The organism is Rothia kristinae, assembly GCF_016028855.1.
Lineage (GTDB): Bacteria > Actinomycetota > Actinomycetes > Actinomycetales > Micrococcaceae > Rothia > Rothia kristinae.
Map to the genome: position 1 here is coordinate 1754327 of NZ_CP065738.1, position 24116 is coordinate 1778442.

Below are 24116 nucleotides of genomic sequence, written 5' to 3' on the forward strand. Positions count from 1 at the left end.
CGAGAGCACGGGGGCGAGTGCGGACGTGAAGTCAGAGCCGGGTTCGGAGGTGAGCGCGGAGCTGGGCGCCTGCCCGATCACCCGGATCCGGTCGATGGTCCGGGCCCGCCAGGTGCTCGGGCTGCGCGGGGCGAGCACCCAGGCCGGGTTCACCGCGGAGAAGATCCCCGAGGGGCTGTTCCGCCGTCGTCCCCTGCTGATCGCGGACGATCCCGGCCGGGACGAGCGGCGCCGGGAGCTCGGCCGGTTCTTCGCCCCGCCGGCCCTGCGGGGAGCCCACGAGCGGTTCATCCGGGCGATGGCCCGGCGCACCGCCCGCCAGCTGAGTGCGGACGGCGCCCCGCGGTGTCTGGACGAGGCGGCCCTGCGCTACTCGGTGGCGGTGGCCGCTCGGGTCGTCGGGCTGCCGGAGGACCGCATCCCGGCCACCGCGCGCCGCCTGGAACGGTTCTTCACCCAGCCGCCGGTGGATTACGCCCGACGTGACTACGGCCGCACCCGCCGCCAGTGGATCCAGGCGGCCGTGCGCGGGCTGCGGGCCGTCCTCGGTTTCTGGCACGGCGACGTCGCCCCCGCGATCCGCGCCCATCGGCGCGTGGTGCGCCGGGACCCGATCGGGACCCTGCTGGCCCACGGGGCGGGCCGGGTGGAGATCCTCGCCGAGGCGATGACCTGGGCCACGGCCGGGATGGTCACCACCCGTGAGTTCATCACGATGGCGACGTGGCGGCTGCTCGAGGATCCCGCCCTGGCCGAGGCCTACCGCGCCGCGGACGCGGACGGTCGGGATCTGCTGCTGCGCGAGATCCTGCGGGTGGAGCCGGTGGTGGGCCACCTGTACCGGCGGGTGCGCGAGCCCATCTCCGGCGCGGGCGGGCAGGCGCAGCTGCCGGTCGGGGCGTTCCTGGACCTGGACGTGCGGGCGGCCAACCGGGACCCGGAGGCCGTGGGGGAGCGTCCGGATCGGATCCGCCCGGACCGGGGCCTGCCGGGGTCCCGGGCGGCCGGGCTGAGCTTCGGGCACGGCACGCACCGCTGCCCGGGCGAGCCCCTGGCCCTGCTGGAGACGCGGCTGCTGATCGACGAGCTGCTGGCCCGCGGCGTCCGGATCGTCCGGGAGCCGCGGCGCGCGGAGGACCCGCTGATCGCCGGGTACCGGCTGCGCGGGATGCTGGTGCGCGTCGGCCCCGCGCCCACCCGTCCGGGGGGAGCTGGTCAGCGCAGGCGCAGCCCCCGGTAGCGGGAAGCGGCGGCGAGGATCTCCTGGCGCCGCGGCATCGCCAGGTCCCCGCGCGGGTCCCGCCGGGCCCCGCTCAGCCCGTCCAGGCCCTCCTGCTCCAGCAGCTCCACCACCCGGTCGGCCAGCTGCGGCAGGGAGGTCCGCCCGTCGGCCCACCGGGCCATCATCTCCAGGGACAGGGCGATCGCCGCGGTCTGCGGGGTGCCGGCCAGCTGCGCGAGGAAGGCCAGGTCGATGTCCTGGCGGCCGAACTGGATCGTGTGCTCCCCGCGGGCCCGGGCCGGCTTGCGCTTATCCTGCGGGTTCAGGCTCGCCGGGTCCGGCACGCGGGCCGGCACCGGCCGGGCGAAGACCTCGCCCCGCCCCTCGTCAGGGGCGGGACCCTCGTCGGGGAAGCGCGCGGCGATCTCCCGGGCCCGGTCGGTGACCTCCCGCGGCTCGTAGGCCTCCATCGCGATCACGTGATCGGCCACGGGGAAGAACGCCCCGGAGCCTCCGGCCACCAGCACCGTGGAGATCCCGCGCTGCTCATACAGGGCGCGGATGCGCTGCACGAACGGGGTGATCGGCTCGGATCCGGCCGGGATGAGCTCGCGCATCGCCGCATCCCGGATCATGAAGTTGGTGGCCGAGGTGTCCTCGTCGATCAGCAGAGCGTTCGCCCCGGCCTCGAGGGCTTCGGCGAGGTTGGCGGCCTGGGAGGTGGACCCGGAGGCGTTCGCCGTGGAGAAGGCGGTGGTGTCCGTCCCGGAGGGCAGGTTCGTGATGAACGCGGAGATGTCCGTGCCGGTCACGGCCCGCCCGTCCTCGGCGCGCACGCTCACGGCGTCGGGATCGGTGAGCACCCACTCCCGCCCGTCCCCGCCGACGTGCGGGCACACGCCGCGTTCGATCGCGCGCAGCAGGGTGGACTTGCCGTGGTAGCCGCCCCCGACGATCACCGTGATCCCGCGGGGCACCCCCATCCCGGTGACGGTGCGCCCGCTGGGCAGCTCGAAGCCCACCCGCAGGGAGTCGGGGCTGCGGAAGGCGACGGCGTCGGGCAGGGGCTCATCCGAGACCCCGGAGGAGCGCGGCAGCACGGCCCCGTCCCCGAGGAAGGCCACCAGGCCCCGGTCCCGCAGGCCCTCGCGCAGGGCCAGCTGGTCCAGGTGCAGCGTGACGTGCTCGCGCAGGGCGGCCTCGTCCAGGCCGCCGAACAGCGCCGAGGCGCGCACGGCCTCCGGCAGATCCCCGGTGAGCAGTCGGGCCGCCGCGCGGCCCTTGATCCGGCGGCCCGCGGCGGGCAGGGCGGCGTTGAAGCGCACCTCGATGGTCTCAGCAGGCCCGTCGGAGTCTCCCAGCAGCACGACGCTGCTGCGCTCCAGGACCTCCTGCCCCGGTGCGGACAGGCGCAGGTCCCGGCTGGCTCGGTGCAGGCGGGTGTGCAGGTCCCGGGCCAGGAAATCCGCGACGGCGGTGCGCTGGGCGCGGGTGCGGGTCAGCTCGCCGGGCACCGCGGAGTCGGCGAGGCGCACGGCCAGGCGCAGGGAGGACGGCGGGGCGTAGGGATCGGACTGGACGTGGTCGATGATCAGCTCCGCCTCGCCCAGGTCATAGCGGCCGGTGATGCGCTTGTAGCCGCCGTAGCCGGAGCCGTCCAGGCGGTGCAGCGCGTCGATGAGGTCCTGGCGTGTGCGTGTCATGCCTCGATGGTAGACACACGGGCCTGGCGGGACGGGGCGGGGCGTCACCTCAGGAACAGCTCGGCGATGGGCTCGCGGATCAGCAGCACCCCGACGATCGCGGCCACCCACAGCAGGGTGTGCTCCGCCTGGCGCATCATCCACTCGGTGAAGCGCTGCAGCCGGGCGGTGAAGCCCCGGCCCAGGCTCAGGCGCAGCCCCGTCAGCAGCAGGGCCGGCAGGAACATCACCAGGCAGTAACCCGCCAGCAGGCTCATCTTCGCTGCGGCGGGCAGCTGCGCGGCGGTCAGCATCCCCAGGGCAGCCAGGTACGGCAGCATCCCGGCCAGCTCGATGACGCCCGCGGTCAGCCCCAGCCCGGCGGCACCCCGGCGGGTCAGCGGCCGGTCCAACCGGGACCGCCAGCGGGTCAGGCTCTTCTCCGGGTCCGGGTCCTTGGTGAGCACGCCCCACAGCACCAGTGCGGCCCCGACGATCAGCTGGACCCACAGCCCCAGGTCCGTGGTGCGCAGCTCGGAGGCCGCGCCGATCAGGTCCAGCCCGCCCAGCCCGAGAAGGCCGATGAGGAGGTAGAAGAGGAACAGCGTCCCGGCGTACCAGGGCAGCGCCCGGTAGGGCGGGGTGGACCGGGCCAGCAGCAGCCCCGGGATCACCAGGGTGCCGACGCTCGTGGAGTCCAGCAGGGCCAGGCCGGCCAGGGGCAGCAGCAGCGTGAGCATCTTCGCCCTCCTTTCCCCGGGGCCGGAGCCCGCGGCGGTAAAAAATACGACTGTGTTGAAAAGATAGCAGAGGCCCGCGCCTCTTAGGATGCGGATATGCCCAAGATCGTGGATCACCGCGTCCGCCGCGAGGAACTGGCCCAGGCGGCCATCGACCTGATGGCCGAGCAGGGCCTCGCCGCGGCCTCCGTGCGCGCCGTCGCCCAGCGGGCCGCGTGCTCGGCCGGGGCGATGCGCCACTACTTCCCGGATCACCAGGGCCTGCTGCGCTTCGCGGGGGAGCACCTGACCGAGCAGCTGGCCCAGCGGATCGGGGCCATCGGCTTCGAGGGCGCCGAGGAGGACGCCCCCGCCCGGGTCTGCCGCCTGTGCGAGGAGCTGCTGCCCCTGGATGAGCGGCGCCGTCGGGAGCTGATCGCCTACGCCGAGCTGGCCTCACTGGATCGGGAGGACGCCTACTGGCGCGGGTACCGCCAGGAGCAGAACCGCCGCCTGCGCGCCTTCGCCGCCCGCTGCGTCGGACTGCTGGCCGCGGCGCGGGAGCGGGGCGGACGGCAGCCGGAGGTGCCGACCGGGACGGATGGCGGCCCGGCGGGGGAGCGAGGCCGGGCCGAGCGGACGCAGCGCCTGGCGCGGCGGCTGCACTGGTGCCTGGACGGGCTGGCCGCCCAGGAGATCATCTATCCCGGGGCGCTGGACCCGCGGCAGATGCGCGAGCACCTCGCGGAGGTCGTCGCGGATCTCGACGCCGAGCTGGCCGGCCGCACGTGAGCCGAGACGGATGAACGGGAGCCTTCCGGTGTTTCGGGAGCACGCGCAGTGCTCCCGAAACACCGGAAGGCTCCCGAAACGGGGCCGGCGGCGCTGGGCCCGAAGGCGGGGTCAGGCCGGCAGGGTCACGACCTGCCCGGCGTAGGTGAAGCCGCCGCCGAAGCCCAGCAGCAGGGCCCTGCCGCTGCGCGGCAGCTCACCGCGGTGCCAGTACTTGGACAGCGCCAGCGGCACGGAGCCGGCCGAGGTGTTCCCGGACTCGACGATGTCCTGCAGCACCACCTGGTCCTCGCGGGCGCCCAGGGCCTTGGCCAGCGGCTCGATCAGTCGCAGGTTGGCCTGGTGGAAGGCCAGCACGTCGATGTCGTCCATGCTCAGTTCGGCGGCCTCCAGCACCCGCTGGGCCTGCTTGGCGGCCTCGGTGAAGGCCCAGCGCATCACCTGGCGCCCGTCCTGGCTGAAGGTGGTCGGGTCCCCGTCGATGGTCACGGCGTCGGCCATCTGCGGGACGGAGCCCCAGATGGTCGGGGTGATGCCCGGGGTCTCGGCGGCGGTGAGCACGACGGCGCCCGCGCCGTCGGCCACCAGGATGCAGGTGCGCCGGTCCGTCCAGTCCGTGACCGCGGAGAGCTTATCCGCCCCGATCACCAGGGCGGTGGAGGCCGAGCCGGCCCGGATCGCCTGATCGGCCACGCCCACGGCGTACTCGAAGCCCGAGCAGGCGGTGTTCACGTCCATGATCGCCGGGGCCGTGAAGCCCAGGCGCTGGCTGATCCGCCCGGCGGTGTTGGGGCTGTGCTCGGTGGTGGTCGTGCTGGCCACCACCACCAGGTCCACGTCCGTGAGGCCGGACTCCTCCAGGGCCATGCGCCCGGCGCGCTCGGCCATGTCCAGGACGGTCTCATCCTCGGCGGCGATGTGCCGCTCGCGGATGCCCGTGCGGGTCTGGATCCACTCGTCGTCGGTCTCCACCAGCTCGGCGATATCGAAGTTGGTCATCACGCGCTCGGGCTGGTAGTGCCCGAGGCCGATGATCGTGGAACCATGGTGCGTAGTCGACATGCCGTCGATTTTATCCTCCCGGGCCGCTCGGGCGCGCATCCGCCGCCCGGAGAGGTCCGCCCGCGTCCGCCCTCGAACCTCAGGAGCCCCGTGACCGTCCTCGCCCAGATCCTCGCCCTGCTCGCCGCCGCCCTGCATGTGGTGATCTTCGTCCTGGAATCCCTGCGCTGGGAGAGCCCCCGGGCGCGCGGGGCCTTCGGCACGAGCCCCGAGGAGGCCGCGGCCACCCGCGAGCTCGCCTTCAACCAGGGCTTCTACAACCTCTTCCTGGCCGTGCTGGCAGCGCTCGGGGCGATCTGCTGGTTCGCCGGGGCGGATACCGTGGGCCTGACCCTGGGCATCGCGGGACTGGGCAGCATGCTCGGGGCGGCCCTGGTGCTGTTCTGCTCCTCACCCGGCCAGCGCGGCGCGGCCATGAAGCAGGGGACCCTGCCGCTGCTGGCCCTGCTGTGCCTCGGTGCGGGGGCGCTGCTGGCCTGAGGGCCGCCCTGTTCGCCGTTGACCTGGGACGACGCCGCTTCCAGGTCTCGTCTCTGCGCGAAACGCCGGGGCGAGCTTCCGCGGGCGGGAGGACGATGGGGGGATGAGTCAGAACCAGAGCATCAGCACCCAGATCCAGCTCGTGCACCGGCCCACCGGATGGCCCGAGGAGACCGACTTCCGCACCGTCAGCGTCGAGCTGCCGGACCTGGCCGAGGGCCAGGTGCGCGTGCGCAACGAGTTCATCTCCGTGGACCCGTACATGCGCGGGCGCATGGTAGATGAGAAGAGCTACGTGGAGCCCTTCGCCCTGGGGGAGACGATGGACGGCGGGGCCGTCGGGCGCGTGATCGCCTCGCGCAGCCCCGACCTGTCGGAGGGCACCCTGGTCAGCCACCAGCAGGGCTGGCGCGACCTGGCCCAGGGCGATGCCGCGGACTTCCGCGCCGTGCCCGAGCCGGGGGGCCTTCCGAGCTCCGCGTACCTGTCCGTGCTGGGCATGACCGGGCTGACCGCCTACACCGGTCTCACCCGCGCCGCCTCCTTCCGGGAGGGGGACACCGTGTTCGTCTCCGGGGCCGCCGGTGCAGTGGGTTCGATGGTCGGACAGATCGCCCGCCAGCTCGGCGCCGAGCGGGTCATCGGCTCCGCGGGCTCGCCCGAGAAGGTCCGGCTGCTCACCGAGAAGTACGGCTTCGACGCCGCCTTCGACTACAAGCAGGCCCCCGTGCGCGAGCAGCTGCCCGAACACGCCCCCGACGGCATCGACGTCTACTTCGACAACGTCGGCGGAGACCACCTGGAGGCCGCCCTGGACGTGCTCAACCGCGGCGGCCGGGTCGCCGCCTGCGGGGCGATCAGCCAGTACAACGAGACCGAGCGTCAGCCCGGCCCGGACAACATGGTGAACCTCATCAAGAACTCCCTGACCCTGCACGGGTTCACCGTGGGCGACTACCTGGACTGTGCCGAGGAGTTCAACCGGCGCATGAGCGGCTGGCTGGCCGAAGGGAAGATCGTCTGGGATGAGACGGTGGTGGACGGCCTGGACCACGCCGTGGAGGCCTTCCTGTCCATGATGCGCGGGGCCAACACCGGGAAGATGGTCGTGCGCATCTGACACGGGTGCGCCCGCGTCACGGAGGCTGGCCCGGGCCGCCGCCCGGGATAGGGTGGATCGAGGCCGCAACGACGAGGACGGGGAGCTGGAGCGACGTGCAGGACGGCGAGAAGAGCTGGGATGACACGCCGGCGGGCATGGACCGGGATCAGTACCGGGCCGGGGAGCTGATCGTGCGGGCCAGCAGGTTCGTGCGGGCCGCCTCCCGACACCGCGGACGCGAGCGCTCCGCCGTCGTGCTGCGGACCCTGTCCAACCTGCAGGCCAAGGGCCCCATGCGCATCGGGGATCTGGCCCACGCCGAGCACATCACCCAGCCGACCATGACCGGAGTCATCCAGCGCCTGCAGTCCCAGGGGCTGGTGGACCGGATGGATGATCCCGACGACGGCCGGGCCCGGCTCGTGCTGATCACCCCGCGGGGCCGCGCGGAGCTGCAGGAGTTCCGCCGATTGGCCTCCGACCGGGTGAGCCCGGCCATGGCGCAGCTGAGTCCCGAGGAGCGCGAGACCCTGTGGGAGGCCACCAAGATCCTGCGGCGGGTCACCCGCGAGCTGGACAGCGACGCCGACTGACCCGGGTCCCTGACCCGATCCGCCGAGGCGGGCAGCTGCGCCGCTCCGCTCAGCTCGACGGCCTGGTTCCCTCCGGGGAGAAGATCCCGGAGACCCCTCGCCGGTGGCTGCCGACCCAGTGGGTGTCCACCATCCCGATCGCCTCCATCAGCGCGTAGGCGCTGGTGGGCCCGATGAACCGGAAGCCGTTGCGCTTGAGCGTCTTCGCCAGGGCCGCCGAGACCGGAGAGCTGGTGGGCACCTGCTCCGGTGACTCCGGGTGCGGGGTGGTCTGCGGGCAGAAGGACCAGATCAGCGCGGGCAGGCCGGACGGGATCTTCAGGGGCTCGCCCGCCCACCGGGGCAGCGCGAAGCCGGTCAGCGGCACCGTCCCGGTGGCGTCCAGCCCGGTCCCGGGCCCCGGACGCTCCTCGGCCTGCCGGACCCGCTCCCGCAGCTGCAGCACGGCGCGGGCGTTGGTCACGGCGGCGGTGATCTTGGGCCGGGAGCGGATGATCGCGGCGTCCTGCATCAGGGCCTGGATCCGGTCCTCGTCGAAGGCGGCCACCGCCTCCGGGTCGAAGCCGTCGAAGGCCTGGCGGAAGGCCTCGCGCCGGGAGAGCACCGTGGCCCAGGACAGCCCGGCCTGGAAGCCCTCCAGACACAGCCGCTCGTAGAGCCCGCGCTCATCCGTGACGGGCAGGCCCCATTCGCGGTCGTAGTACGAGCGCATCATGGAGCTCGCCGAGGCCCACGGGGTGCGCGGCGGCGCCGTCTCCGTCGCCTCCGGCACGTCTGCCTGCCGTGGAGCATCCTCCCGCACGGTCTCCTCCCGCGCGCTCCCGTTCTGCCTATCGGTGGTGGGCCGCATCGTCGCCTCCTGTGCTGCCGCCGGGGTGGCGGCCTCCTGCCCCGGGACGCTATCACCGGCGCGAGTTCCGCAGGCGCCGCACACCCCCGGGAGACCGCACCCGCCCCGGCCGTCGGTGGATCCCGCGGGATCGCGGGCGGGCCGATCCACAGGATCCGGCCCCGGCCCGGGCATGCGCGAGGGGCCGGGGCACCTCGCGGTGCGCCCGGCCCCTCACCTCACCTCCTCGCCCCGCGGGCGCGGGGCGCGCGGGGTGAGGTCAGTGCTGCTCGACGTCCTCGTCCACCCAGTCCAGGGTGCGCTGCACGGCCTTCTTCCACAGCCGGTACTGGCGCTCGACCTCCTCCTCGGACATCTCCGGCTCCCAGCGCTTATCCTCCTGCCAGTTGTCCGTGACGTCCTGCTCGCCCTCCCAGAAGCCGACGGCGATCCCGGCCGCGTACGCAGCACCCAGGGCCGTGGTCTCGGTGACCTTCGGGCGGATCACCGGAACGCGCAGCAGGTCCGCCTGGAACTGCATGAGGAACTCGTTGGCGGTCATCCCGCCGTCCACGCGCAGCTCGGTCAGCTCCACGCCGGAGTCCGCGTTCATCGCGTCCAGCACCTCGCGGGTCTGGAAGGCCGTGGCCTCCAGGGCGGCGCGGGCGATGTGGGCCTTCTTGACGTAGCGGGTCATCCCCACCAGCACGCCGCGGGCGTCGGAGCGCCAGTGCGGGGCGAACAGCCCGGAGAAGGCCGGGACGAAGTAGGTCCCACCGGAATCCTCCACGGAGGTGGCCAGCTCCTCGGTCTCCGCGGCGCTGCCGATCAGCTCCAGGTTGTCCCGCAGCCACTGGATCAGGGAACCGGACACGGCGATCGAGCCCTCCAGAGCGTAGACCGGCTTCTGATCCCCGATCTTGTACGCCAGAGTGGTCAGCAGGCCGTTCTCGGAGATCACCGGCTCCTCGCCGGTGTTCATCAGCATGAAGTTGCCGGTGCCGTAGGTGTTCTTGGACATGCCCTTCTCGAAGCAGGCCTGCCCGAAGGTCGCGGCCTGCTGATCCCCGAGGATCCCGGCGATCGGCACCCCGCGCAGCAGCCCTCGGGCCTTGCGACCGTGCCCGTAGACCTCCGCGGAGGAGCGGATCTCCGGCAGCATCGACACCGGGATCCCGAAGTCCTCGGCGATGTCCTCCTCCCACTCCAGGGTGCGGATGTTCATGAGCATGGTCCTGGAGGCGTTGGTCACATCCGTGACGTGCACGCCGCCGTCGGTGCCGCCGGTGAGGTTCCACAGCACCCAGGTGTCGGTGGTGCCGAACAGCAGGTCCCCGTTCTCGGCCTTCTCCCGGGCGCCCTCGACGTTGTCCAGGATCCACTTGATCTTGGGTCCGGCGAAGTAGGTCGCGAAGTCCAGCCCGACGCGGTCCCGGTACTTCCCCGGCCCGTCCTGACCGGCCAGCTCCTCGCAGATCCGCTGGGTGCGGGTGTCCTGCCAGACGATCGCGTTGTACACCGGCTCCCCGGTGTTCTTATCCCACACCAGGGTGGTCTCGCGCTGGTTGGTGATGCCCACGGCGGCGATGTCGTGGTGGTTGACCTCGGCCTCGGACAGGCAGTCGCCGACGGCGCGGCGGATGTTGCGCCAGATCTCCTGAGGGTCGTGCTCGACCCACCCGGCCTTCGGGAAGATCTGCTCGTGCTCCAGCTGTCCGACGGAGACGATCTCTCCCTTCCGGTCGAACAGGATCGCCCGGGAGCTGGTGGTGCCCTGGTCGATGGCCAGGACGTAGCGCTTCTCCTCGTCGTTGGTCTCGGAGTACAGGTGCTCGCTCTTCTTCTCGGTCATGGCGTCGGTGCCTTTCCAGATCGGCGGCGGCGGAGGGGGCCCTCCGGTCACCGCGGGGTGGGGGTCGCGGCCGCCGTGGGGACGGTCGCGGCGGTTGCTTCAGGGGAAGGAGTCGGTCACAGACTGACGAACAGGGGCACGATCAGCGCGGCCAGCACGCCGCCGACGATCGGGCCCACCACGGGGATCCAGGAGTAGGCCCAGTCCGAGGTGCCCTTGCCCTTGATGGGCAGGATCGCGTGGGCGATGCGCGGGCCCAGATCCCGGGCCGGGTTGATCGCGTAGCCGGTGGGCCCACCCAGGGACACCCCGATCGCCACGACCACCAGGGCCACGGCCAGCGGACCGACCTCGGTGGGGGTCTTCCCGGCGACGATGACGAAGGCCACCAGCACGAAGGTCGCCACGATCTCGGTGAGCAGGTTCCAGCCGTAGGAGCGGATCTCGGGTCCGGTGGAGAACACCCCGAGCTTGTCCGCGGACGGAGCCTCCTCGTCGAAGTGCTTCTTGTGGGTCAGGTACACGATGATCGCGCCGATGATCGCCCCGACCATCTGCCCGGCGATGTAGTAGAACATGTTGGCCGCGGTGGCCGGCACCCCGTCGATCAGCTGCCCGTCGCGCAGGGCCAGGCCGATGGTCACCGCCGGGTTCAGGTGCCCGCCGGTCAGGTACGCGGCGTAGACGCCGGCGTACACGGCCAGGCCCCAGCCGAAGGCCACCATGAGCCACCCGCCGCCGTGGTTCTTGGTGCGCGGCAGCACCTGCCCGGCGACGACGCCGCAGCCCAGCACGATCAGGATCAGCGTGCCGAGGAACTCGGAGGCGAACATGCCCCAGCCGGTCGGCACCCCGGCGTCGGTGACCAGCCCGCCGGCGGTCAGGAGAGGGCCCGCGGAGACCGCGGACAGGACGGAAGCGAACATGGCGCTGCTTTCCGGCACGTCATCGTGCCTTGTCTCGAAAGGATCCGGCCGCGCCCCCGCCCGCTGCGCTCGGGGCCCGGGCGCAGCGGGCGGGGTTTCGGCTCGGCGTCTTCAGGTGAAGTCGGGGGAGGGGAGACTACTTCCCGGAGCCGAAGGTCCTGCGGGGGACGATCTCCGGGTCCGCGGTGATGATCTCGGAGGCCCCGGCGTCATCATCCAGCTCCTCGGCGCGGTCGATGTCGCGCACGCGGGTCGCGTAGGAGTCCTTCTCCTTCGCGATCCGCTGCTCATCCCAGCCCAGCTCGGCCGCCATGATCTCCAGGATCTCGTCGGCGGCGGCCAGACCGCGGTCGCGTTGCTCGATGTCCAGGCGCACCCGGCGCATCAGGACGTCCTCCAGGTGCAGGGCGCCCTCGTGGCGCACGGCCAGCAGCGCCTCGGCGCGCAGGAACATCGGGGCGTGCTCCAGCGGGCGGCCCCAGGAGGAGTCCTCGTGGATCAGGTCCAGCACGTCGTCGATCTCGGCGCCGTAGCGGTCCAGCAGGGAGTCCACCCGGGCGGCGGTCCAGCCCTGCTCCTCGGAGATCCGCCCGGCGCGGGCCCGAGCCGCCTCGTAGCCGTGGGCCCCGACCAGCGGGGTGTGCTCCGTGATGGAGGGTCGGACCTTCGCCGCCGAACCGAGGGCGAAGTCCACGGCGTCGCGGGCCATGACGCGGTAGGTGGTCAGCTTGCCGCCGGCGATCGCGGACATGCCCGGTGCCACCTCGGTGACGGTGTGCTCCCGGGAGACCTTGGTGGATTGGGTGTCATCGCCCTTGGTTCCCGGCTGCAGCAGCGGGCGCAGCCCGGCGTAGGTGGAGACGATGTCCTCGCGGGTCAGCGGCTTGTCCAGGATCGCGTTGGCGTGCTCCAGGATGTAGTCGATGTCCTGGGAGGTGGCCACGGGGTGGGCGACGTCCTGGTCGTAGGGGGTGTCGGTGGTGCCGATGACCCAGTACCGCTGCCAGGGGATGATGAACAGCACGGACTTCTCGGTGCGCAGGAAGATCCCGACCTCGGCGTTGATGCGCTCGCGAGGCACCACGATGTGCACGCCCTTGGAGGCCAGCACCTGCAGGCCGGAATCCGGCGCGGCCAGCTTCTCCGTCTCCTCGGTCCACACGCCGGTGGCGCTGATGACGTGCTTGGCGCGCACGGACAGCTCCCGGCCGGTCTCCAGGTCCGTGACCACGGCACCTTCGACCCGCCCGGTGGGGGACTTGGCGATGCGGGTGACCTGTGCGCGGGAGGCGGCCAGGGCGCCGTATCCGGCGGCGGTGCGGATCAGGTCGATGACCAGGCGGGCGTCGTCCACCCGGGCATCGTAGAAGCGGATGGCCCCGGTCAGCTCGGAGGACTTGATGTCCGGGAACAGCCGCAGCGCGCCCTTCTTGGAGTAGTGCTTCTGGGTGGGCACGGTCTTCTTCCCGCGGGCTCCGGCGATGGCCATCGCATCGTACATGCCGATGCCGATCGCCGAGTAGGAGCGCTCGATGACCGGCATCTTCAGGGGCCACAGGAAGGGCTGGGCCTTGACCAGGTGCGGGGCCAGCGACGTCAGCAGCAGTCCGCGCTCCTTCAGCGCCTCGGCGACGAGCTTGAAGTCCAGGTTCAGCAGGTAGCGCAGCCCGCCGTGCACGAGCTTGGAGGACCAGGCGGAGGTGCCGGAGGCCCAGTCTCCGGCGTCCACGACGGCGGTGCGCAGGCCGCGGGTCGCGGCGTCCAGGGCGATGCCGGCGCCGGTCACGCCGCCGCCGATCACGAGGACGTCCACGCCCTCCTCGTCGGACATCGCCGCCAGCGCCTGGGCGCGGGTCTCGGCGGTCAGGTGGGTTGCGGGGGTCTTCACGGGTGCTCCTTCGTCGTGGACGTGGTTCGTGTCACTGGTCACCAGTTCTACTCCGTCATGAAAGGATGGTCAGCACCGGTGGAAGAATGTGCAGGTGCGGGGGGTGCTCGGTGAAAGAACGTGATGATCTCGCGTGGGAGGTGGCCTCGAGCTACTACCGCCAGGAGCGCACCATGGATTCCATCGCCCACGACCTGGGCATCTCCCGGGCCACGGTCTCCCGCCTGCTCAAGCACGCCCGGGCCACGGGCCTGGTGCGCATCGAGATCGCCCCGCGCTCGACGGGCCGCACGGCCCTGGCCGATCAGATCCAGCGCGGCTTCGGGGTCACCGCCGACGTCGTGCCGGTCGCGGCGGGGGTCTCCGAGCTGGTGCGCCTGGAGCAGGTCTGCCGGGTCGCCGCCGAGCGCCTGGACGGGCTGCTGGAGCCCGGCACCGTGCTGGGCCTGGCCTGGGGCTCGACCATCACGGAGTTCGTCCGGCACCTGTCCCGCCGGCACGTGCCCGACTCCGTCGTGGTCCAGCTCAACGGAGCGGGCAACGCCAGTCGCACTGGCATCCCCTACACCGGGGCCATCCTGGACGCGGTGGCGGAGGCCTACGGCTCCCGGGTGGTCCACTTCCCCGTGCCGGCGTTCTTCGACTATCCCGAGACCAAACAGGCCATGTGGCGAGAACGCAGCATCCGCGGCGTCCTGGAGGTTCAGCGCAGCGCGCAGGTGGCGGTCTTCGGCGTGGGTGCGCTCCACGGGGCGGTGCCCTCGCACGTGTACAGCTCCGGGTACCTGGAGGAGCGCGATTACGCCGCGATCGCCCGGGACCGGGTGGTCGGCGACGTCTGCACGGTGCTGCTGCGCGAGAACGGCACCTGGGCCGACGTCGAGCTGAACCGCCGGGCCACCGGCCCGACCCCGGAGCAGCTGGCCCGGATCCCGCGGCGGCTGTGCGTGGCCTCGGGGGCGCACCGGGTCCCCGCCCTGCTGGGGGCGCTGCGGGCCGGAGCCATCACGGACCTGGTCATCGACGAGGCCACGGCCCGCCTCCTGCTGGAGCGGGCCGTCCCGGCCCGCGGCTGAGCGGCCGATGCCCCGGGGCCGGGCTCAGCGCTGCTGCCAGGGGTGCGCGTGCGCGGGGGCCGGACGCAGCAGCCGGCCCAGGCGCGCCCGCCGGTCGGCGTCCAGGTGGCGCCAGGCGATCCGCTGCAGCAGCAGCGTCGCGACGCCGGCCACCAGCAGGCCCAGCACATTCAGCCCCAGCTGGGAGGCCGTACCGGCGATCTCCGCCGCCGAGCCGATGGCCACCCCCAGGGCGAGGTTGCCCGCGGCGGGCACCGTGGTCACCGAGATGAAGACCCCCACCATCGCGCTGGTCTTGTCCGTGGTCTGGGCCCACACCCCGGCGGCCCCGGCCAGCAGGGCCACGACGAAGGACCAGATGTCCGGGCGCCAGATGAAGCCCGTCTGGGGTCGGGCCCGCGTGACCTCCTCGGGGGTGAAGGCCCCCGCGTGCAGGGCGGCGAAGGCCGCCGCCGCCACCACCGCCGTGACCAGGGCGAAGCTCCAGATCAGCAGCCACAAGGCCCGCCCGGCCAGCCGCCACCGGCCCAGCGCCACCCCGGTGCACGTCGCGGCCACGACCGAGAAGTCCGGGCCCACGACCATCGCCCCCACCACGAGCACCGCGGAGTCGGTGAGCACGGCGATCCCCGCCAGGGCGACCGCGATGAGCAGGAACACCAGGTAGCTGGGGGTGGCCCGACTCGCGGCCTGCGCCTCGGCTTCGACCAGGGACCAGATCACGGCGTCATCGGGATCCCCGCGGGCGGCCCGCTCGGCCTGCTCGGCGGCGGCGGATGGGGTGCCCAGCGGCTGGCTGATCACGACGCCGCCGCGCTCGCGCACGCCCGCCCGGTCCAGCTGCTCCAGGATGTCGCTGGCCGCCTCGCGCGCGACGTCGGCCTCCAGCAGATCTCCCGAGGGGCGCACCACCCCGGGCAGGTGCACGACATCGACCAGGCGGGGATCCTCCAGCCACCTTCGGAGGATGTCTCGGGCGAGGTCGGCGGGGGCGGTGACGCGGAAGTGCACGAGCATGGCTGCGATTATCCCCGATGCCCGGTCATCGACGGTCGGAGCCCGAGGCCGGCGCCGCGCGGCGCGGGCGCACTCGGCCTCAGCCGTGGGCGAGCATCTCCATGCCGATCACGGCCAGGCCCAGCACCGACTCTGCCCCGAGCAGCAGCAGCCGCTGCCAGCGCGGCAGCCTCGTGGTGCGCACCGCCAGGCGCGCGACCACGGCCAGGCCCGCGATGAGGGCGATCATGCTGCCGGTCAGGGCCGCGGCGACGTCTCACACGCCCAGCCAGCCCAGTCCCAGGAAGATGACGGGCAGCGAGACCGCATCGGCGGCCCCGAAGGAGACCGCGGCCTGGCGCCTGAGCGCGGCAGCATCCGGCAGCCGCCCGGTCACGGCGGTGCTCGAGATGACGCCCGCCGTGAACACCGCCAGCAGGGTGCCCAGCATGGTGATGACGAAGGTCAGCAGCGCCTCGGAGGCCTCCGGGAGATGACCGTGCGAGCGCATGGTCGGCCCCGCAGGGCCTCACCCGGGCAGGGGCAGGGCCTGCGCGGCGTCGTGCAGGCAGGAGCGCACCGCCTCGATGGCCGGGCGCGGGGCCATGTCCCGGCGCGCGGAGGTGAACAGCTCCCGGTGGGGGTCCCCGGGCAGCGGCACCCACCGGATGCCCGCCGGGGCGTTCACGCAGGCCAGCCACGGCAGCAGGGACACCGCGTGCCCGGCGGCCACCAGATCCGCGTGGGCCCGGACGTCGTCGAACTCGAAGCGCACCTCCGGTTCGAAGCCCGCCGAGCGGCACACGTGCAGCGCCCAGTCCCGGCTGGCGTTGCCCGCCGGCTCCATGGCCCACGGCAGGTGGGCCGCCTGGGCCGGGGAGGCGACGTCGGAGCCGTCGGGCACCGCCAGGCGCACGGGGTCGCGCAGCAGCCGCCGGGAGTCCACCTCCGGGAACTGGGCCACCGCGTGGTGCGGGTACTGCTCGGCCACCACCAGATCCACCTCCCGCAGCTGGGTCTGGGCCAGGGCCGCCTCGGGCTCGCGCTGCACCACCTGCACCCGCACCAGCGGATGCCGCCGGGCCAGCAGGTCCAGGGCGCGGGGCAGCAGGGCGGAGGCGGCGGTCTGGAAGATGGCCAGGCGCACCCGCCCGGCGGGCTCGTCCTGGGTGCTCTGCAGCGCGGTCACGGCCAGGTCCATCTCGTGCAGGATCCGCTCGGTGTGCTCGATCAGGGTCCGGGCCTGCGGGGTCAGCACGAGGGCGCGGCCCTGGCGCTGCACGAGGGGGACCCCGCACTCCCGGGCCAGGGCGGACAGCTGCTGGGAGACGGCCGAGGGGGTGTAGCCCAGGGCCCGGGCGGTCTCGGTGACCGTCTCCCGCCGGGACAGCTCCTGCAGCACCCGCAGCCTCTTGACGTCCAGCATCGCAACCTTTCAGCAGATCTTCAGATGAACTGTCAGAAAGTGTCATTTCTGCTTCATCGTGTTCTCGACCATACTGGATCCCAGCACCCGGCGGACCGCGCGCTGGGCACCGTGCCCCGCCGGATCGCCCCGGCGAGATCTCGAGGAGGAGTCCCCATGACCACCCACCCCTTCGACGCCCCCGAGCTCCAGCGTCTGGCCGAGCAGGCCGGCGAGCTGGTCTCCCGCTGGGTCGAGGCCTCCGCCGAGATCCCCGAGGACAAGGCCGCCGAGCAGCTGGCCGGGGTCCTGAAGGATCCGCACGGCCTGGAGTTCACCGTCGGCTTCGTCGACGGCGTGATCCGCCCGGAGGACGACGCCGCGGCCGGGCACAACCTCGGGCGCCTGGCCCCGATCGTCCCGAAGTTCCTGCCCTGGCACCTGCGCGCCGCCGTGCGCGCCGGCGGCCTGGTGGCCCCCAAGGCCTCCTGGCCCACCATCCCGCTGGCCCGGCGGGCCCTGCGCGAGATGGTCGGGCACCTGATCGTGGACGCCCGGGACGAGAAGCTCGGCCCCGCCATCGAGCACCTGACCGCCGGCGGCAACAAGCTCAACATCAACCTGCTCGGAGAGGCCGTGCTGGGCGATGCCGAGGCCGAGCGGCGCCTGCGCGAGACCGAGCGGCTGCTGCGCCGCGACGACGTCGACTACGTCTCCGTCAAGGTCTCCGCCGTCTCCGGCCCGCACGCCCCGTGGTCCTTCGACGAGGTCGTGGACACCGCGGTGCGCCGCCTGACCCCGCTGTACGAGTACGCCGCCTCCGCCCCGACCCCCAAGTTCATCAACCTGGACATGGAGGAGTACAAGGACCTGGACCTGACCATCGCGGTGTTCACCCGCATCCTGGACCAGCCGCAGCTGCGGGGCCTGGAGGCCGGCATCGTGCTGCAGGCCTACCTGCCGGACACCCTGGCGGCGATGCAGCGGCTGCAGGAGTGGGCCACCCGGCGCGTGGAGGCCGGCGGCTCCCGGATCAAGGTGCGCCTGGTCAAGGGCGCCAACCTGTCCATGGAGCTGGTCGAGGCCGCCGTGCACCAGTGGCCCCTGACGACCTGGGACTCCAAGGGGGCCACGGATGCCAACTACAAGCGGGTCCTGGACTGGGCGCTGCGCCCCGAGCGCACCCGCAGCATCCGCCTGGGCATCGCCGGGCACAACCTGTTCGACATCGCCTTCGCCCACCTGCTCAGTCAGCAGCGCGGGGTGCAGGAGGACGTCGAGTTCGAGATGCTCATCGGCATGGCCGCCCAGCAGGCCGAGGTGGTCCGCCGCGACGTCGGCGCGCTGCTGCTGTACACCCCCGTGGTGCGGCCCGAGGAGTTCGACGTCGCCATCTCCTATCTGGTGCGTCGGCTGGAGGAGAACGCCTCGAGCGAGAACTTCATGTCCGCGGTCTTCGACCTGGCCGACAGCCGGTTCCTGTTCGACCGGGAGAAGGTCCGCTTCCAGCGGGCCCTGGCCGCGGTCACCGACGAGGTCCCCGCCCCCAACCGCACCCAGGATCGCGCCGCGGAGACCGAGCAGAGCGTGTTCCGCCCCGAGGACGGCTTCGCCAACTGCCCGGACACCGACACCTCTCTGGCCGCCAACCGGGAGTGGGGCCGGCGGATCCTGGAGCGGGTGCCGGGATCGAGCCTCGGGCAGGAGCTGATCGAGGAATCCTTCCTGACGGACGAGGAGCAGGTCCGGGAGGCCCTGGCCACCGCCCAGAGGGCGGGTCGGGCCTGGGGCGAGCGCCCGGCGGCCGAGCGGGCCGCGATCCTGCGCCGGGTCGGCGTCGTGCTGGGGCTGAAGCGGGCCGAGCTGCTGGAGGTCATGGCCAGCGAGGCCGGGAAGCTGCTGGATCAGGGCGACCCGGAGGTCTCCGAGGCCATCGACTTCGCCAACTACTACGCCCAGCTGGCCGAGGAGCTGGAGCGGGTCGACGGCGCGCAGTTCCACCCCGTGGACGTCACGCTGGTGACCCCGCCGTGGAACTTCCCCGTCGCGATCCCCACCGGATCCGCGCTGGCCGCCCTGGCCGCCGGCTCCGCGGTGATCTTCAAGCCGGCCGCCGAGGCCCAGCGCTGCGGCGCCGTGATCGCCGAGGCCCTGTGGGAGGCCGGGGTCCCGCGGGAGGCGCTGCAGCTGGTCCAGGTGGACGAGAAGGCCCACGGGCGCCAGCTGGTCAGCGCCCCGGAGATCGACCGGGTGATCCTCACCGGCGCCTACGAGACCGCGGAGCTGTTCCGCTCCTTCCGCCCGGACCTGCAGCTGTTCGGGGAGACCTCCGGGAAGAACTCCATCATCGTCACCCCGCACGCGGACCTGGACCTGGCGGTCAAGGACGTCGTGCAGTCGGCCTTCGGCCACGCCGGGCAGAAGTGCTCCGCGGCTTCCACCGTGATCCTCGTCGGCACGGCAGCGACCTCCCGGCGCTTCCGCAACCAGCTCGTGGACGCCGTGCGCTCCCTGCACGTGGCCCACCCCGAGGACATCACCGCGCAGATGGGTCCCGTCATCGCCGCCCCCGAAGGCAAGCTGCTGCGCGGACTGACGCAGCTGGGGGAGGGGGAGCACTGGGTCATCGAGCCGCGGCAGCTGGATGAGACCGGGAAGCTGTGGTCCCCCGGGGTGCGCGCCGGGGTGCGCCCGGGCAGCGAGTACCACCTCACCGAGTACTTCGGGCCGATCCTCGGGGTCATGACGGCCGAGACCCTGGAGGAGGCCATCGAGCTGCAGAACGCCCCCGAATACGGGCTGACCGCGGGGCTGCACTCACTGAACTCGGAGGAGCTGGCCCTGTGGCTGGACCGGGTCCAGGCCGGCAACGTCTACGTCAACCGCGGCATCACCGGGGCGATCGTGCGGCGCCAGTCCTTCGGCGGCTGGAAGAAGTCCTCCGTGGGCACCGGCACCAAGGCCGGCGGGCCCAGCTACCTGATGGCCCTGGGGGAGTGGACCTCGCGTCCGTCCACCGCGATCGCCACCCCCAGCGCGGAGCCGGTCAAGGAGCTGCTGCGCCGCGTGCGCGAACCCCACGCCCTGAGTGCCGTCCAGCGGGAGTTCCTGACCCGCGCGACCAGCTCGGATGCGGCCGCCTGGGCGGCGGAGTTCGGCCTGGGCCACGACCCGTCCCAGCTGGGCGTGGAGCGCAACATCCTGCGCTACGTCCCCCAGCCGGTGCACGTGCGCGCGGATGCGGACGCGGACCTCGCGCACACCCTGCGGGTCCTGGCCGCGGGCCTGGCCGCGGGCGCGCCGATCACCTTCTCCACGGCCCGGCCCGTCCCCGTCTCGGTGGCCGGGGCCCTGGAGCAGGCCGGGGTGCGCATCGTCGAGGAGTCCGACGACGCCTGGCGCGACGCCCTGCGCGGCATCCGCCGGCGAGGCCCCCGGGAGCTGGCCGGAACCCGCTTCGAGGGCATGCGCATCCGGCTGATCGGCGCGGATCACGCCTCCGTGTACGAGGCCCTGGAGGGGCGCCCGGATCTGGGGATCTACCACGGCCCGGTCACCGAAGCCGGGCGGGTCGAGATGCTGCCGTTCCTGCGGGAGCAGGCCGTGTCCATCACCGCCCACCGCTTCGGCAACCCGGACCGGTTCTCCGAGGGCGTCATCTAGGCCCGGTCGGGTACGCGCCCTCCGGGCTGTGACCGGCGCGGCAGGGTAATGTGTCCTGTGCAATCCGAGCGCGTCCGCCCGCAGCGAGTTCCCTCGGGATCCTGCGGGCGGGCGCGCAGCGATCCCCCACACCCACGCATGAGAAGAGGCCACCGCCGATGAGCGCCGTCCCCACCGAGTTCTCCTACACCGCCGAGCACGAATGGATCTCCGCGGCCGATGCCGACGGCGTCGTCACCGTGGGGATCACCGACCACGCCCAGGACGCGCTGGGCGACGTCGTCTACGTGGACCTGCCGGAGGTCGGGGACTCCTTCGCCGCCGGGGACTCCTTCGGCGAGGTCGAGTCCACCAAGTCCGTCTCGGACCTGTACCTGCCGGTGGCCGGGGAGATCGTGGCCGTCAACGAGGCGCTGGGGGACAACCCCGGGGCCGTCAACGAGGACCCCTACGACGCGGGCTGGCTGATCCGGCTGCGCCCGGATGATCCCGCGGACCTGGCCGGTCTGCTGGATGCGCAGGCCTATCGCGACCAGCTGTCCTGACCGACGCGGCGCGGACCGGGCCGGCACAGACCGGGGCCGAGGGCTGAAGCCCGCGCCCGCGCCGCATCGGCCCGCTAGACTGGGGATCCGGGATCTTCCCCCGCGCCCCCGATCGGTCGGCGCCGGGGTGGGACCCGCCGCGGCCGCACCACGGATCCGGGAGACCGGGACCGTGCCGGCCGGAACCGACCGCCGCTCATGACCCGAGGGGAAGACATGTCAGAGCACGAGCAAGCATCACCGGAGACCACCGTCATCCGGGTCAACCCGTCGCAGGAGCGCCCCGTGCGCCGCCGCCTGGCCGACGAGGAGTCCGCCGCCGTCGCGGCCCTGCCCGCCGATTCGGCGCTGCTGATCGCCCAGTCCGGCCCGCACGGCAGCGCCCGCTTCCTGCTGGATGCGGACGCCGCGAAGCCGGATCACGGCATCGTCGCCGGGCGCCACCCGGACGCGGACATCTTCCTGGACGACGTCACGGTCTCCCGGCGCCACGCCAGCTTCTCCTTCAACGCCGGGGCCTTCGAGATCACCGACGCCGGCTCCCTGAACGGCACCTACGTCAACGGGGACCGCGTGGATCACGTGAGCCTGCAGGACGGGGACGAGGTGCGCATCGGCAAGTTCGTCTTCGTGTTCTGCGCCGGGCGCAGCCGCTGAGGCGGGCGAGCCCACCCATGGACGCCGCCGAGGACGCCACCGCACCGGAGCAGGTGAAGGATAAGACCATCGGCCAGGTGCTCAGCCACCTGGACGCCGAGTTCCCGGGACTGAGCGCCTCCAAGGTGCGCTTCCTGGAGGACCGCGGCCTGATCTTCCCCCGGCGCACCGCCACCGGCTACCGCAAATACTCCGCGCAGGACATCGTGCGTCTGCGCTACATCCTCACCCTCCAGCGTGACCGCTATCTTCCCCTCAAGGTCATCAAGGAACAGGTGGACGCGGTGGAGCGCGACGGCGGGGACTTCGCCCTGCCCGAGGCCGAGGGCCCCGGCCCGGCCCCGGAGGTGGCCACGCCGACGGCGCGGGCGGCCGGGGCGCGCACCTGGTCCATGCGCGAGCTGTCCAAGCACACCTCGGCCCCGCTGCCGCTGCTGCGGGAGCTGATCTCCTACGGGCTGATCAGCGAGGGGCCGGAGGGCACCTTTGACGAGCACGCCGCCCAGACGGCGACCCTGTGCGTGCGCCTGACCTCCCACGGTCTGCAGCCCCGACATCTGCGCTTCTTCCGGGCGGCGGCCGACCGGGAGGTGGGGCTGGTGGAGCAGGCCGTGGCCCCGCTGGCCGGGCGCCGCGACGAGCAGTCCCGGGAGCGGGCCGCGGCCACCGCCCGGGAGCTGTCCGGGCTGTGCACGCAGCTGCACGCCGAGCTGGTGGCCGACCGGGTCCAGCGCACCTGGTGAGCCCGCCCCGGCGGACACGCGGGGCCCGGTGGGCCGATGTCTTTGACCGGACCCCGGGTTGCCTCTAACGTCGAGGGAGTGGATCCGGATCCCGTCCCCGACGGCGCGCCGGGCTCACCGGCCGGGGCGGGAGCGCCCGCCCCGGACGTGCTCTTGCACCACCGCGCGCCAGCGCCGACCGAGGAGACGACCAGGGTGAGTCGAGACGGATCCCAGCAGGACCCCCACCGGAACCCTCCGGCGTCCCTGCACGCGGCCCCCGCGCCCTCCTACCAGGAGCAGCAGCTGCCCGGGATGGAGACGGTCGCCCCGCCCACCGGCCGCCAGGGGCTGCTGTTCGACGAGGACCTCGTGGCCCTGGACGAGAGCATCGGCTACCGCGGCCCCGTGGCGTGCAAGGCCGCGGGCATCACCTACCGACAGCTGGACTACTGGGCGCGCACCCACCTCGTGGAGCCCACCGTGCGCGGGGCCAAGGGCTCCGGAACCCAGCGGCTGTACGCCTTCCGGGACGTCCTGGTGCTGAAGATCGTCAAGCGCCTGCTGGACACCGGCGTCTCGCTGCAGCAGATCCGCTCCTCCGTGCAGCACCTGCGCTCGCGCGGGGTCGAGGACCTCGCCCAGATCACCCTGATGTCCGACGGGGCCAGCGTCTACGAGTGCACCTCCCCGGATGAGGTGATCGATCTGGTCCAGGCGGGGCAGGGCGTGTTCGGCATCGCCGTGGGCCGGGTCTGGCGGGAGCTGGAGACCAACCTCTCCAGCATGCCCGGGGAGGATCTGCGCGCAGCGGAGCACTCCGCGCAGCAGCAGCCGGCCCCGTCCGCGCCCGACGAGCTCTCCGCCCGGCGCGCGCGGCGAAACCTGGCGGGCTGAGCCGGACTCGTCCGCGGCGACGCCGAGCTCTCGGCCGGCCGGTTGTCAGCCCGCCGCCGTCGGTGGGGTGGCTGCGGGATCAGCCCCGCAGCAGTCCGGCGAGGATCGCGTCGTAGGCCTCGGCCAGGGCCCTGGCCTCCGCCCCGCCCCAGGCGTGCACGGGGTGCGCCGAGCCCTGGATCTGCTGCCACACCGGAGACTGCGGGATCGCGGGGGAGACCAGCAGGCGCCCGAACATCCCCTCCATCTCCTCGATGCGGTAGCGATGCTCGGGCCAGTCCTCCTGCACCTTGTTGACCACGACGCTGGCCGCGCGCACCTTCAGGGAGCTCTCCGACTCGAAGCGGGCGATCGCGCGCATGGTGCGCTCGGTGCCGGCCACCGAGAACAGGGAGGGCTCGGCCACGGAGAGCACCTTGTCGCTGGCGGCCCAGGCGATCATCGTCAGGGTGTTCAGCGCGGGCGGGCAGTCGATGAGCACCAGCTCGTAGCCGGAGGCCCCGGCCAGGGCCTCGCGCAGGCGGCCCAGCTGCCGCCGGTTCGGGCGCAGGTGCTCGTAGGCGGCCGAGCGGGCGGATCCGGCCAGCACATCCAGCCGGGTCCCGGACGCGGCGTCGCTGCGGCGCAGCCACCCGGCCGGGGTCGCGGCGCGGGCCACGGCCCGGCGTCGGCCCGGGGCTGCCAGGACCTGCGCGACGTCGGTCCCGTGCGCGTGGGTCGCGGACAGTCCGAGCCCCGTGCTGGCGTCCCCGTGCGGATCCAGATCCACCACGAGCGTGTCCACCCCGCGGTGCAGGGCCGCGGAGGCCAGGCCCAGGGCCACGGAGGTCTTGCCGACCCCGCCCTTCAGGGAGCTGACGCTGACGATCTGGGACACACACACCTCGCGCGGGATGGGCCGGGTTTTTTCGGAATCGGCCCCATCATAGCGGCCCGGGCGCCCGATGCCGTGTCCCGAGGGTGCGGCGGATTCCTCCCCGGGGTGTGATCTGACATATATTGTTCGGG

At 72.8% G+C, this 24116-nt stretch carries 23 protein-coding genes; 11 read left to right on the top strand and 12 right to left on the bottom strand.

All coding sequences use genetic code 11. The annotated features are described in order from the left end of the window. The first annotated feature begins 25 nt into the window (after positions 1-25). Positions 26-1240, top strand: a complete 1215-nt coding sequence (locus I6G21_RS07745) for a cytochrome P450 (protein WP_064725518.1) — start codon at positions 26-28, stop codon at positions 1238-1240. Here I6G21_RS07745 and I6G21_RS07750 read toward each other — a convergent pair. After that, entirely contained in the window at positions 1216-2925 is a 1710-nt protein-coding gene (locus tag I6G21_RS07750; protein WP_058731736.1) for an ABC-ATPase domain-containing protein, read from the bottom strand. The two genes, I6G21_RS07745 and I6G21_RS07750, sit on opposite strands and share 25 nt — an antisense overlap. Positions 2926-2969: 44 nt before the next feature. Then, positions 2970-3644: a GAP family protein gene (locus I6G21_RS07755; protein WP_058731735.1), complete on the bottom strand. Its 675-nt coding sequence runs from the start codon at positions 3642-3644 to the stop codon at positions 2970-2972. A gap of 96 nt (positions 3645-3740) precedes the next feature. Here I6G21_RS07755 and I6G21_RS07760 point away from each other — a divergent pair, with 96 nt between their 5' ends. Further along, positions 3741-4415, top strand: coding sequence for a TetR/AcrR family transcriptional regulator (locus I6G21_RS07760; RefSeq protein ID WP_129358138.1), 675 nt, complete (start codon positions 3741-3743; stop codon positions 4413-4415). A gap of 111 nt (positions 4416-4526) precedes the next feature. On the opposite strand, the gene I6G21_RS07765 is transcribed toward I6G21_RS07760, so the two are convergent. After that, entirely contained in the window at positions 4527-5477 is a 951-nt protein-coding gene (locus I6G21_RS07765; protein ID WP_058731733.1) for a beta-ketoacyl-ACP synthase III, read from the bottom strand. Between the two features lie 90 nt (positions 5478-5567). On the opposite strand from I6G21_RS07765, the gene I6G21_RS07770 reads away from it, so the two are divergent. The 3 genes from I6G21_RS07770 (at position 5568) to I6G21_RS07780 (ending at position 7652) form a co-directional block, all read left to right on the top strand. Continuing rightward, entirely contained in the window at positions 5568-5957 is a 390-nt protein-coding gene (locus I6G21_RS07770) for a DUF1304 domain-containing protein (protein WP_197939441.1), read from the top strand. Between the two features lie 103 nt (positions 5958-6060). Next, positions 6061-7077 carry an NADP-dependent oxidoreductase gene (locus tag I6G21_RS07775; protein ID WP_058731731.1) on the top strand — a complete coding sequence of 339 codons (1017 nt, stop codon included), beginning with the start codon at positions 6061-6063 and terminating at the stop codon, positions 7075-7077. A 95-nt stretch (positions 7078-7172) separates the two neighbouring features. Then, entirely contained in the window at positions 7173-7652 is a 480-nt protein-coding gene (locus tag I6G21_RS07780; protein WP_058731730.1) for a MarR family winged helix-turn-helix transcriptional regulator, read from the top strand. Positions 7653-7701: 49 nt separating this feature from the next. On the opposite strand, the gene I6G21_RS07785 is transcribed toward I6G21_RS07780, so the two are convergent. From I6G21_RS07785 to I6G21_RS07800, 4 genes are all read right to left on the bottom strand, one after another. Continuing rightward, entirely contained in the window at positions 7702-8424 is a 723-nt protein-coding gene (locus tag I6G21_RS07785) for a DNA-3-methyladenine glycosylase I (protein ID WP_232238428.1), read from the bottom strand. A gap of 337 nt (positions 8425-8761) precedes the next feature. After that, positions 8762-10333: a glycerol kinase GlpK gene (gene glpK, locus I6G21_RS07790; RefSeq protein ID WP_129358136.1), complete on the bottom strand. Its 1572-nt coding sequence runs from the start codon at positions 10331-10333 to the stop codon at positions 8762-8764. Positions 10334-10449: 116 nt separating this feature from the next. Then, positions 10450-11259: an MIP/aquaporin family protein gene (locus tag I6G21_RS07795; protein ID WP_197939442.1), complete on the bottom strand. Its 810-nt coding sequence runs from the start codon at positions 11257-11259 to the stop codon at positions 10450-10452. A gap of 136 nt (positions 11260-11395) precedes the next feature. Then, complete coding sequence (locus I6G21_RS07800; protein WP_081101656.1) at positions 11396-13090, bottom strand: glycerol-3-phosphate dehydrogenase/oxidase; 1695 nt, start codon at positions 13088-13090, stop codon at positions 11396-11398. Between the two features lie 230 nt (positions 13091-13320). Between I6G21_RS07800 and I6G21_RS07805 the strand changes: the two genes are divergently transcribed. Then, on the top strand, positions 13321-14223 hold the full coding sequence (locus I6G21_RS07805; protein WP_232238429.1) for a sugar-binding transcriptional regulator: 903 nt from the start codon (positions 13321-13323) through the stop codon (positions 14221-14223). Positions 14224-14247: 24 nt separating this feature from the next. On the opposite strand, the gene I6G21_RS07810 is transcribed toward I6G21_RS07805, so the two are convergent. The 4 genes from I6G21_RS07810 to I6G21_RS07825 form a co-directional block, all read right to left on the bottom strand. Next, positions 14248-15240, bottom strand: coding sequence for a DUF389 domain-containing protein (locus I6G21_RS07810; protein ID WP_081101650.1), 993 nt, complete (start codon positions 15238-15240; stop codon positions 14248-14250). Between the two features lie 79 nt (positions 15241-15319). Further along, complete coding sequence (locus tag I6G21_RS07815) at positions 15320-15469, bottom strand: hypothetical protein (RefSeq protein ID WP_165596170.1); 150 nt, start codon at positions 15467-15469, stop codon at positions 15320-15322. Between the two features lie 27 nt (positions 15470-15496). After that, a complete protein-coding gene (locus tag I6G21_RS07820) occupies positions 15497-15730 on the bottom strand; it encodes a hypothetical protein (RefSeq protein ID WP_061225734.1) in 234 nt (77 codons plus the stop codon). A gap of 18 nt (positions 15731-15748) precedes the next feature. Continuing rightward, positions 15749-16645 (bottom strand): LysR substrate-binding domain-containing protein, encoded by an 897-nt coding sequence (locus tag I6G21_RS07825; protein WP_129358135.1) that lies wholly within the window; start codon positions 16643-16645, stop codon positions 15749-15751. A gap of 156 nt (positions 16646-16801) precedes the next feature. Here I6G21_RS07825 and I6G21_RS07830 point away from each other — a divergent pair, with 156 nt between their 5' ends. The 5 genes from I6G21_RS07830 (at position 16802) to I6G21_RS07850 (ending at position 23108) form a co-directional block, all read left to right on the top strand. After that, positions 16802-20287 (top strand): bifunctional proline dehydrogenase/L-glutamate gamma-semialdehyde dehydrogenase, encoded by a 3486-nt coding sequence (locus I6G21_RS07830; RefSeq protein ID WP_129358134.1) that lies wholly within the window; start codon positions 16802-16804, stop codon positions 20285-20287. Between the two features lie 158 nt (positions 20288-20445). Then, a complete protein-coding gene (gcvH, locus tag I6G21_RS07835) occupies positions 20446-20832 on the top strand; it encodes a glycine cleavage system protein GcvH (RefSeq protein WP_055684669.1) in 387 nt (128 codons plus the stop codon). Positions 20833-21048: 216 nt separating this feature from the next. After that, complete coding sequence (locus I6G21_RS07840; RefSeq protein WP_232238430.1) at positions 21049-21489, top strand: FHA domain-containing protein; 441 nt, start codon at positions 21049-21051, stop codon at positions 21487-21489. A gap of 17 nt (positions 21490-21506) precedes the next feature. Continuing rightward, positions 21507-22232, top strand: coding sequence for a transcriptional regulator FtsR (gene ftsR, locus I6G21_RS07845; RefSeq protein ID WP_058731080.1), 726 nt, complete (start codon positions 21507-21509; stop codon positions 22230-22232). Positions 22233-22526: 294 nt separating this feature from the next. Further along, positions 22527-23108 carry a MerR family transcriptional regulator gene (locus I6G21_RS07850; protein ID WP_055684707.1) on the top strand — a complete coding sequence of 194 codons (582 nt, stop codon included), beginning with the start codon at positions 22527-22529 and terminating at the stop codon, positions 23106-23108. A gap of 79 nt (positions 23109-23187) precedes the next feature. On the opposite strand, the gene I6G21_RS07855 is transcribed toward I6G21_RS07850, so the two are convergent. Further along, a complete protein-coding gene (locus I6G21_RS07855) occupies positions 23188-23985 on the bottom strand; it encodes a ParA family protein (protein WP_055684666.1) in 798 nt (265 codons plus the stop codon). Between the last annotated feature and the right edge of the window lie 131 nt (positions 23986-24116).

Bases quoted from the DNA above. Each gene is read 5' to 3' on its own strand.
- I6G21_RS07815 (WP_165596170.1), bottom strand. From the start codon at position 15,469: ATGATCGCCCTCATCGCGGGCCTGGCCGTGGTCGCGCGCCTGGCGGTG.
- I6G21_RS07755 (WP_058731735.1), bottom strand. From the start codon at position 3,644: ATGCTCACGCTGCTGCTGCCCCTGGCCGGCCTGGCCCTGCTGGACTCC.
- I6G21_RS07750 (WP_058731736.1), bottom strand. From the start codon at position 2,925: ATGACACGCACACGCCAGGACCTCATCGACGCGCTGCACCGCCTGGAC.
- I6G21_RS07850 (WP_055684707.1), top strand. From the start codon at position 22,527: ATGGAGACGGTCGCCCCGCCCACCGGCCGCCAGGGGCTGCTGTTCGAC.
- I6G21_RS07820 (WP_061225734.1), bottom strand. From the start codon at position 15,730: ATGCGCTCGCACGGTCATCTCCCGGAGGCCTCCGAGGCGCTGCTGACC.
- I6G21_RS07810 (WP_081101650.1), bottom strand. From the start codon at position 15,240: ATGCTCGTGCACTTCCGCGTCACCGCCCCCGCCGACCTCGCCCGAGAC.
- I6G21_RS07840 (WP_232238430.1), top strand. From the start codon at position 21,049: ATGTCAGAGCACGAGCAAGCATCACCGGAGACCACCGTCATCCGGGTC.
- I6G21_RS07830 (WP_129358134.1), top strand. From the start codon at position 16,802: ATGACCACCCACCCCTTCGACGCCCCCGAGCTCCAGCGTCTGGCCGAG.
- I6G21_RS07760 (WP_129358138.1), top strand. From the start codon at position 3,741: ATGCCCAAGATCGTGGATCACCGCGTCCGCCGCGAGGAACTGGCCCAG.
- I6G21_RS07765 (WP_058731733.1), bottom strand. From the start codon at position 5,477: ATGTCGACTACGCACCATGGTTCCACGATCATCGGCCTCGGGCACTAC.
- gcvH (WP_055684669.1), top strand. From the start codon at position 20,446: ATGAGCGCCGTCCCCACCGAGTTCTCCTACACCGCCGAGCACGAATGG.
- glpK (WP_129358136.1), bottom strand. From the start codon at position 10,333: ATGACCGAGAAGAAGAGCGAGCACCTGTACTCCGAGACCAACGACGAG.
- I6G21_RS07795 (WP_197939442.1), bottom strand. From the start codon at position 11,259: ATGTTCGCTTCCGTCCTGTCCGCGGTCTCCGCGGGCCCTCTCCTGACC.
- I6G21_RS07800 (WP_081101656.1), bottom strand. From the start codon at position 13,090: ATGTCCGACGAGGAGGGCGTGGACGTCCTCGTGATCGGCGGCGGCGTG.
- I6G21_RS07775 (WP_058731731.1), top strand. From the start codon at position 6,061: ATGAGTCAGAACCAGAGCATCAGCACCCAGATCCAGCTCGTGCACCGG.
- ftsR (WP_058731080.1), top strand. From the start codon at position 21,507: ATGGACGCCGCCGAGGACGCCACCGCACCGGAGCAGGTGAAGGATAAG.
- I6G21_RS07825 (WP_129358135.1), bottom strand. From the start codon at position 16,645: ATGCTGGACGTCAAGAGGCTGCGGGTGCTGCAGGAGCTGTCCCGGCGG.
- I6G21_RS07805 (WP_232238429.1), top strand. From the start codon at position 13,321: ATGGATTCCATCGCCCACGACCTGGGCATCTCCCGGGCCACGGTCTCC.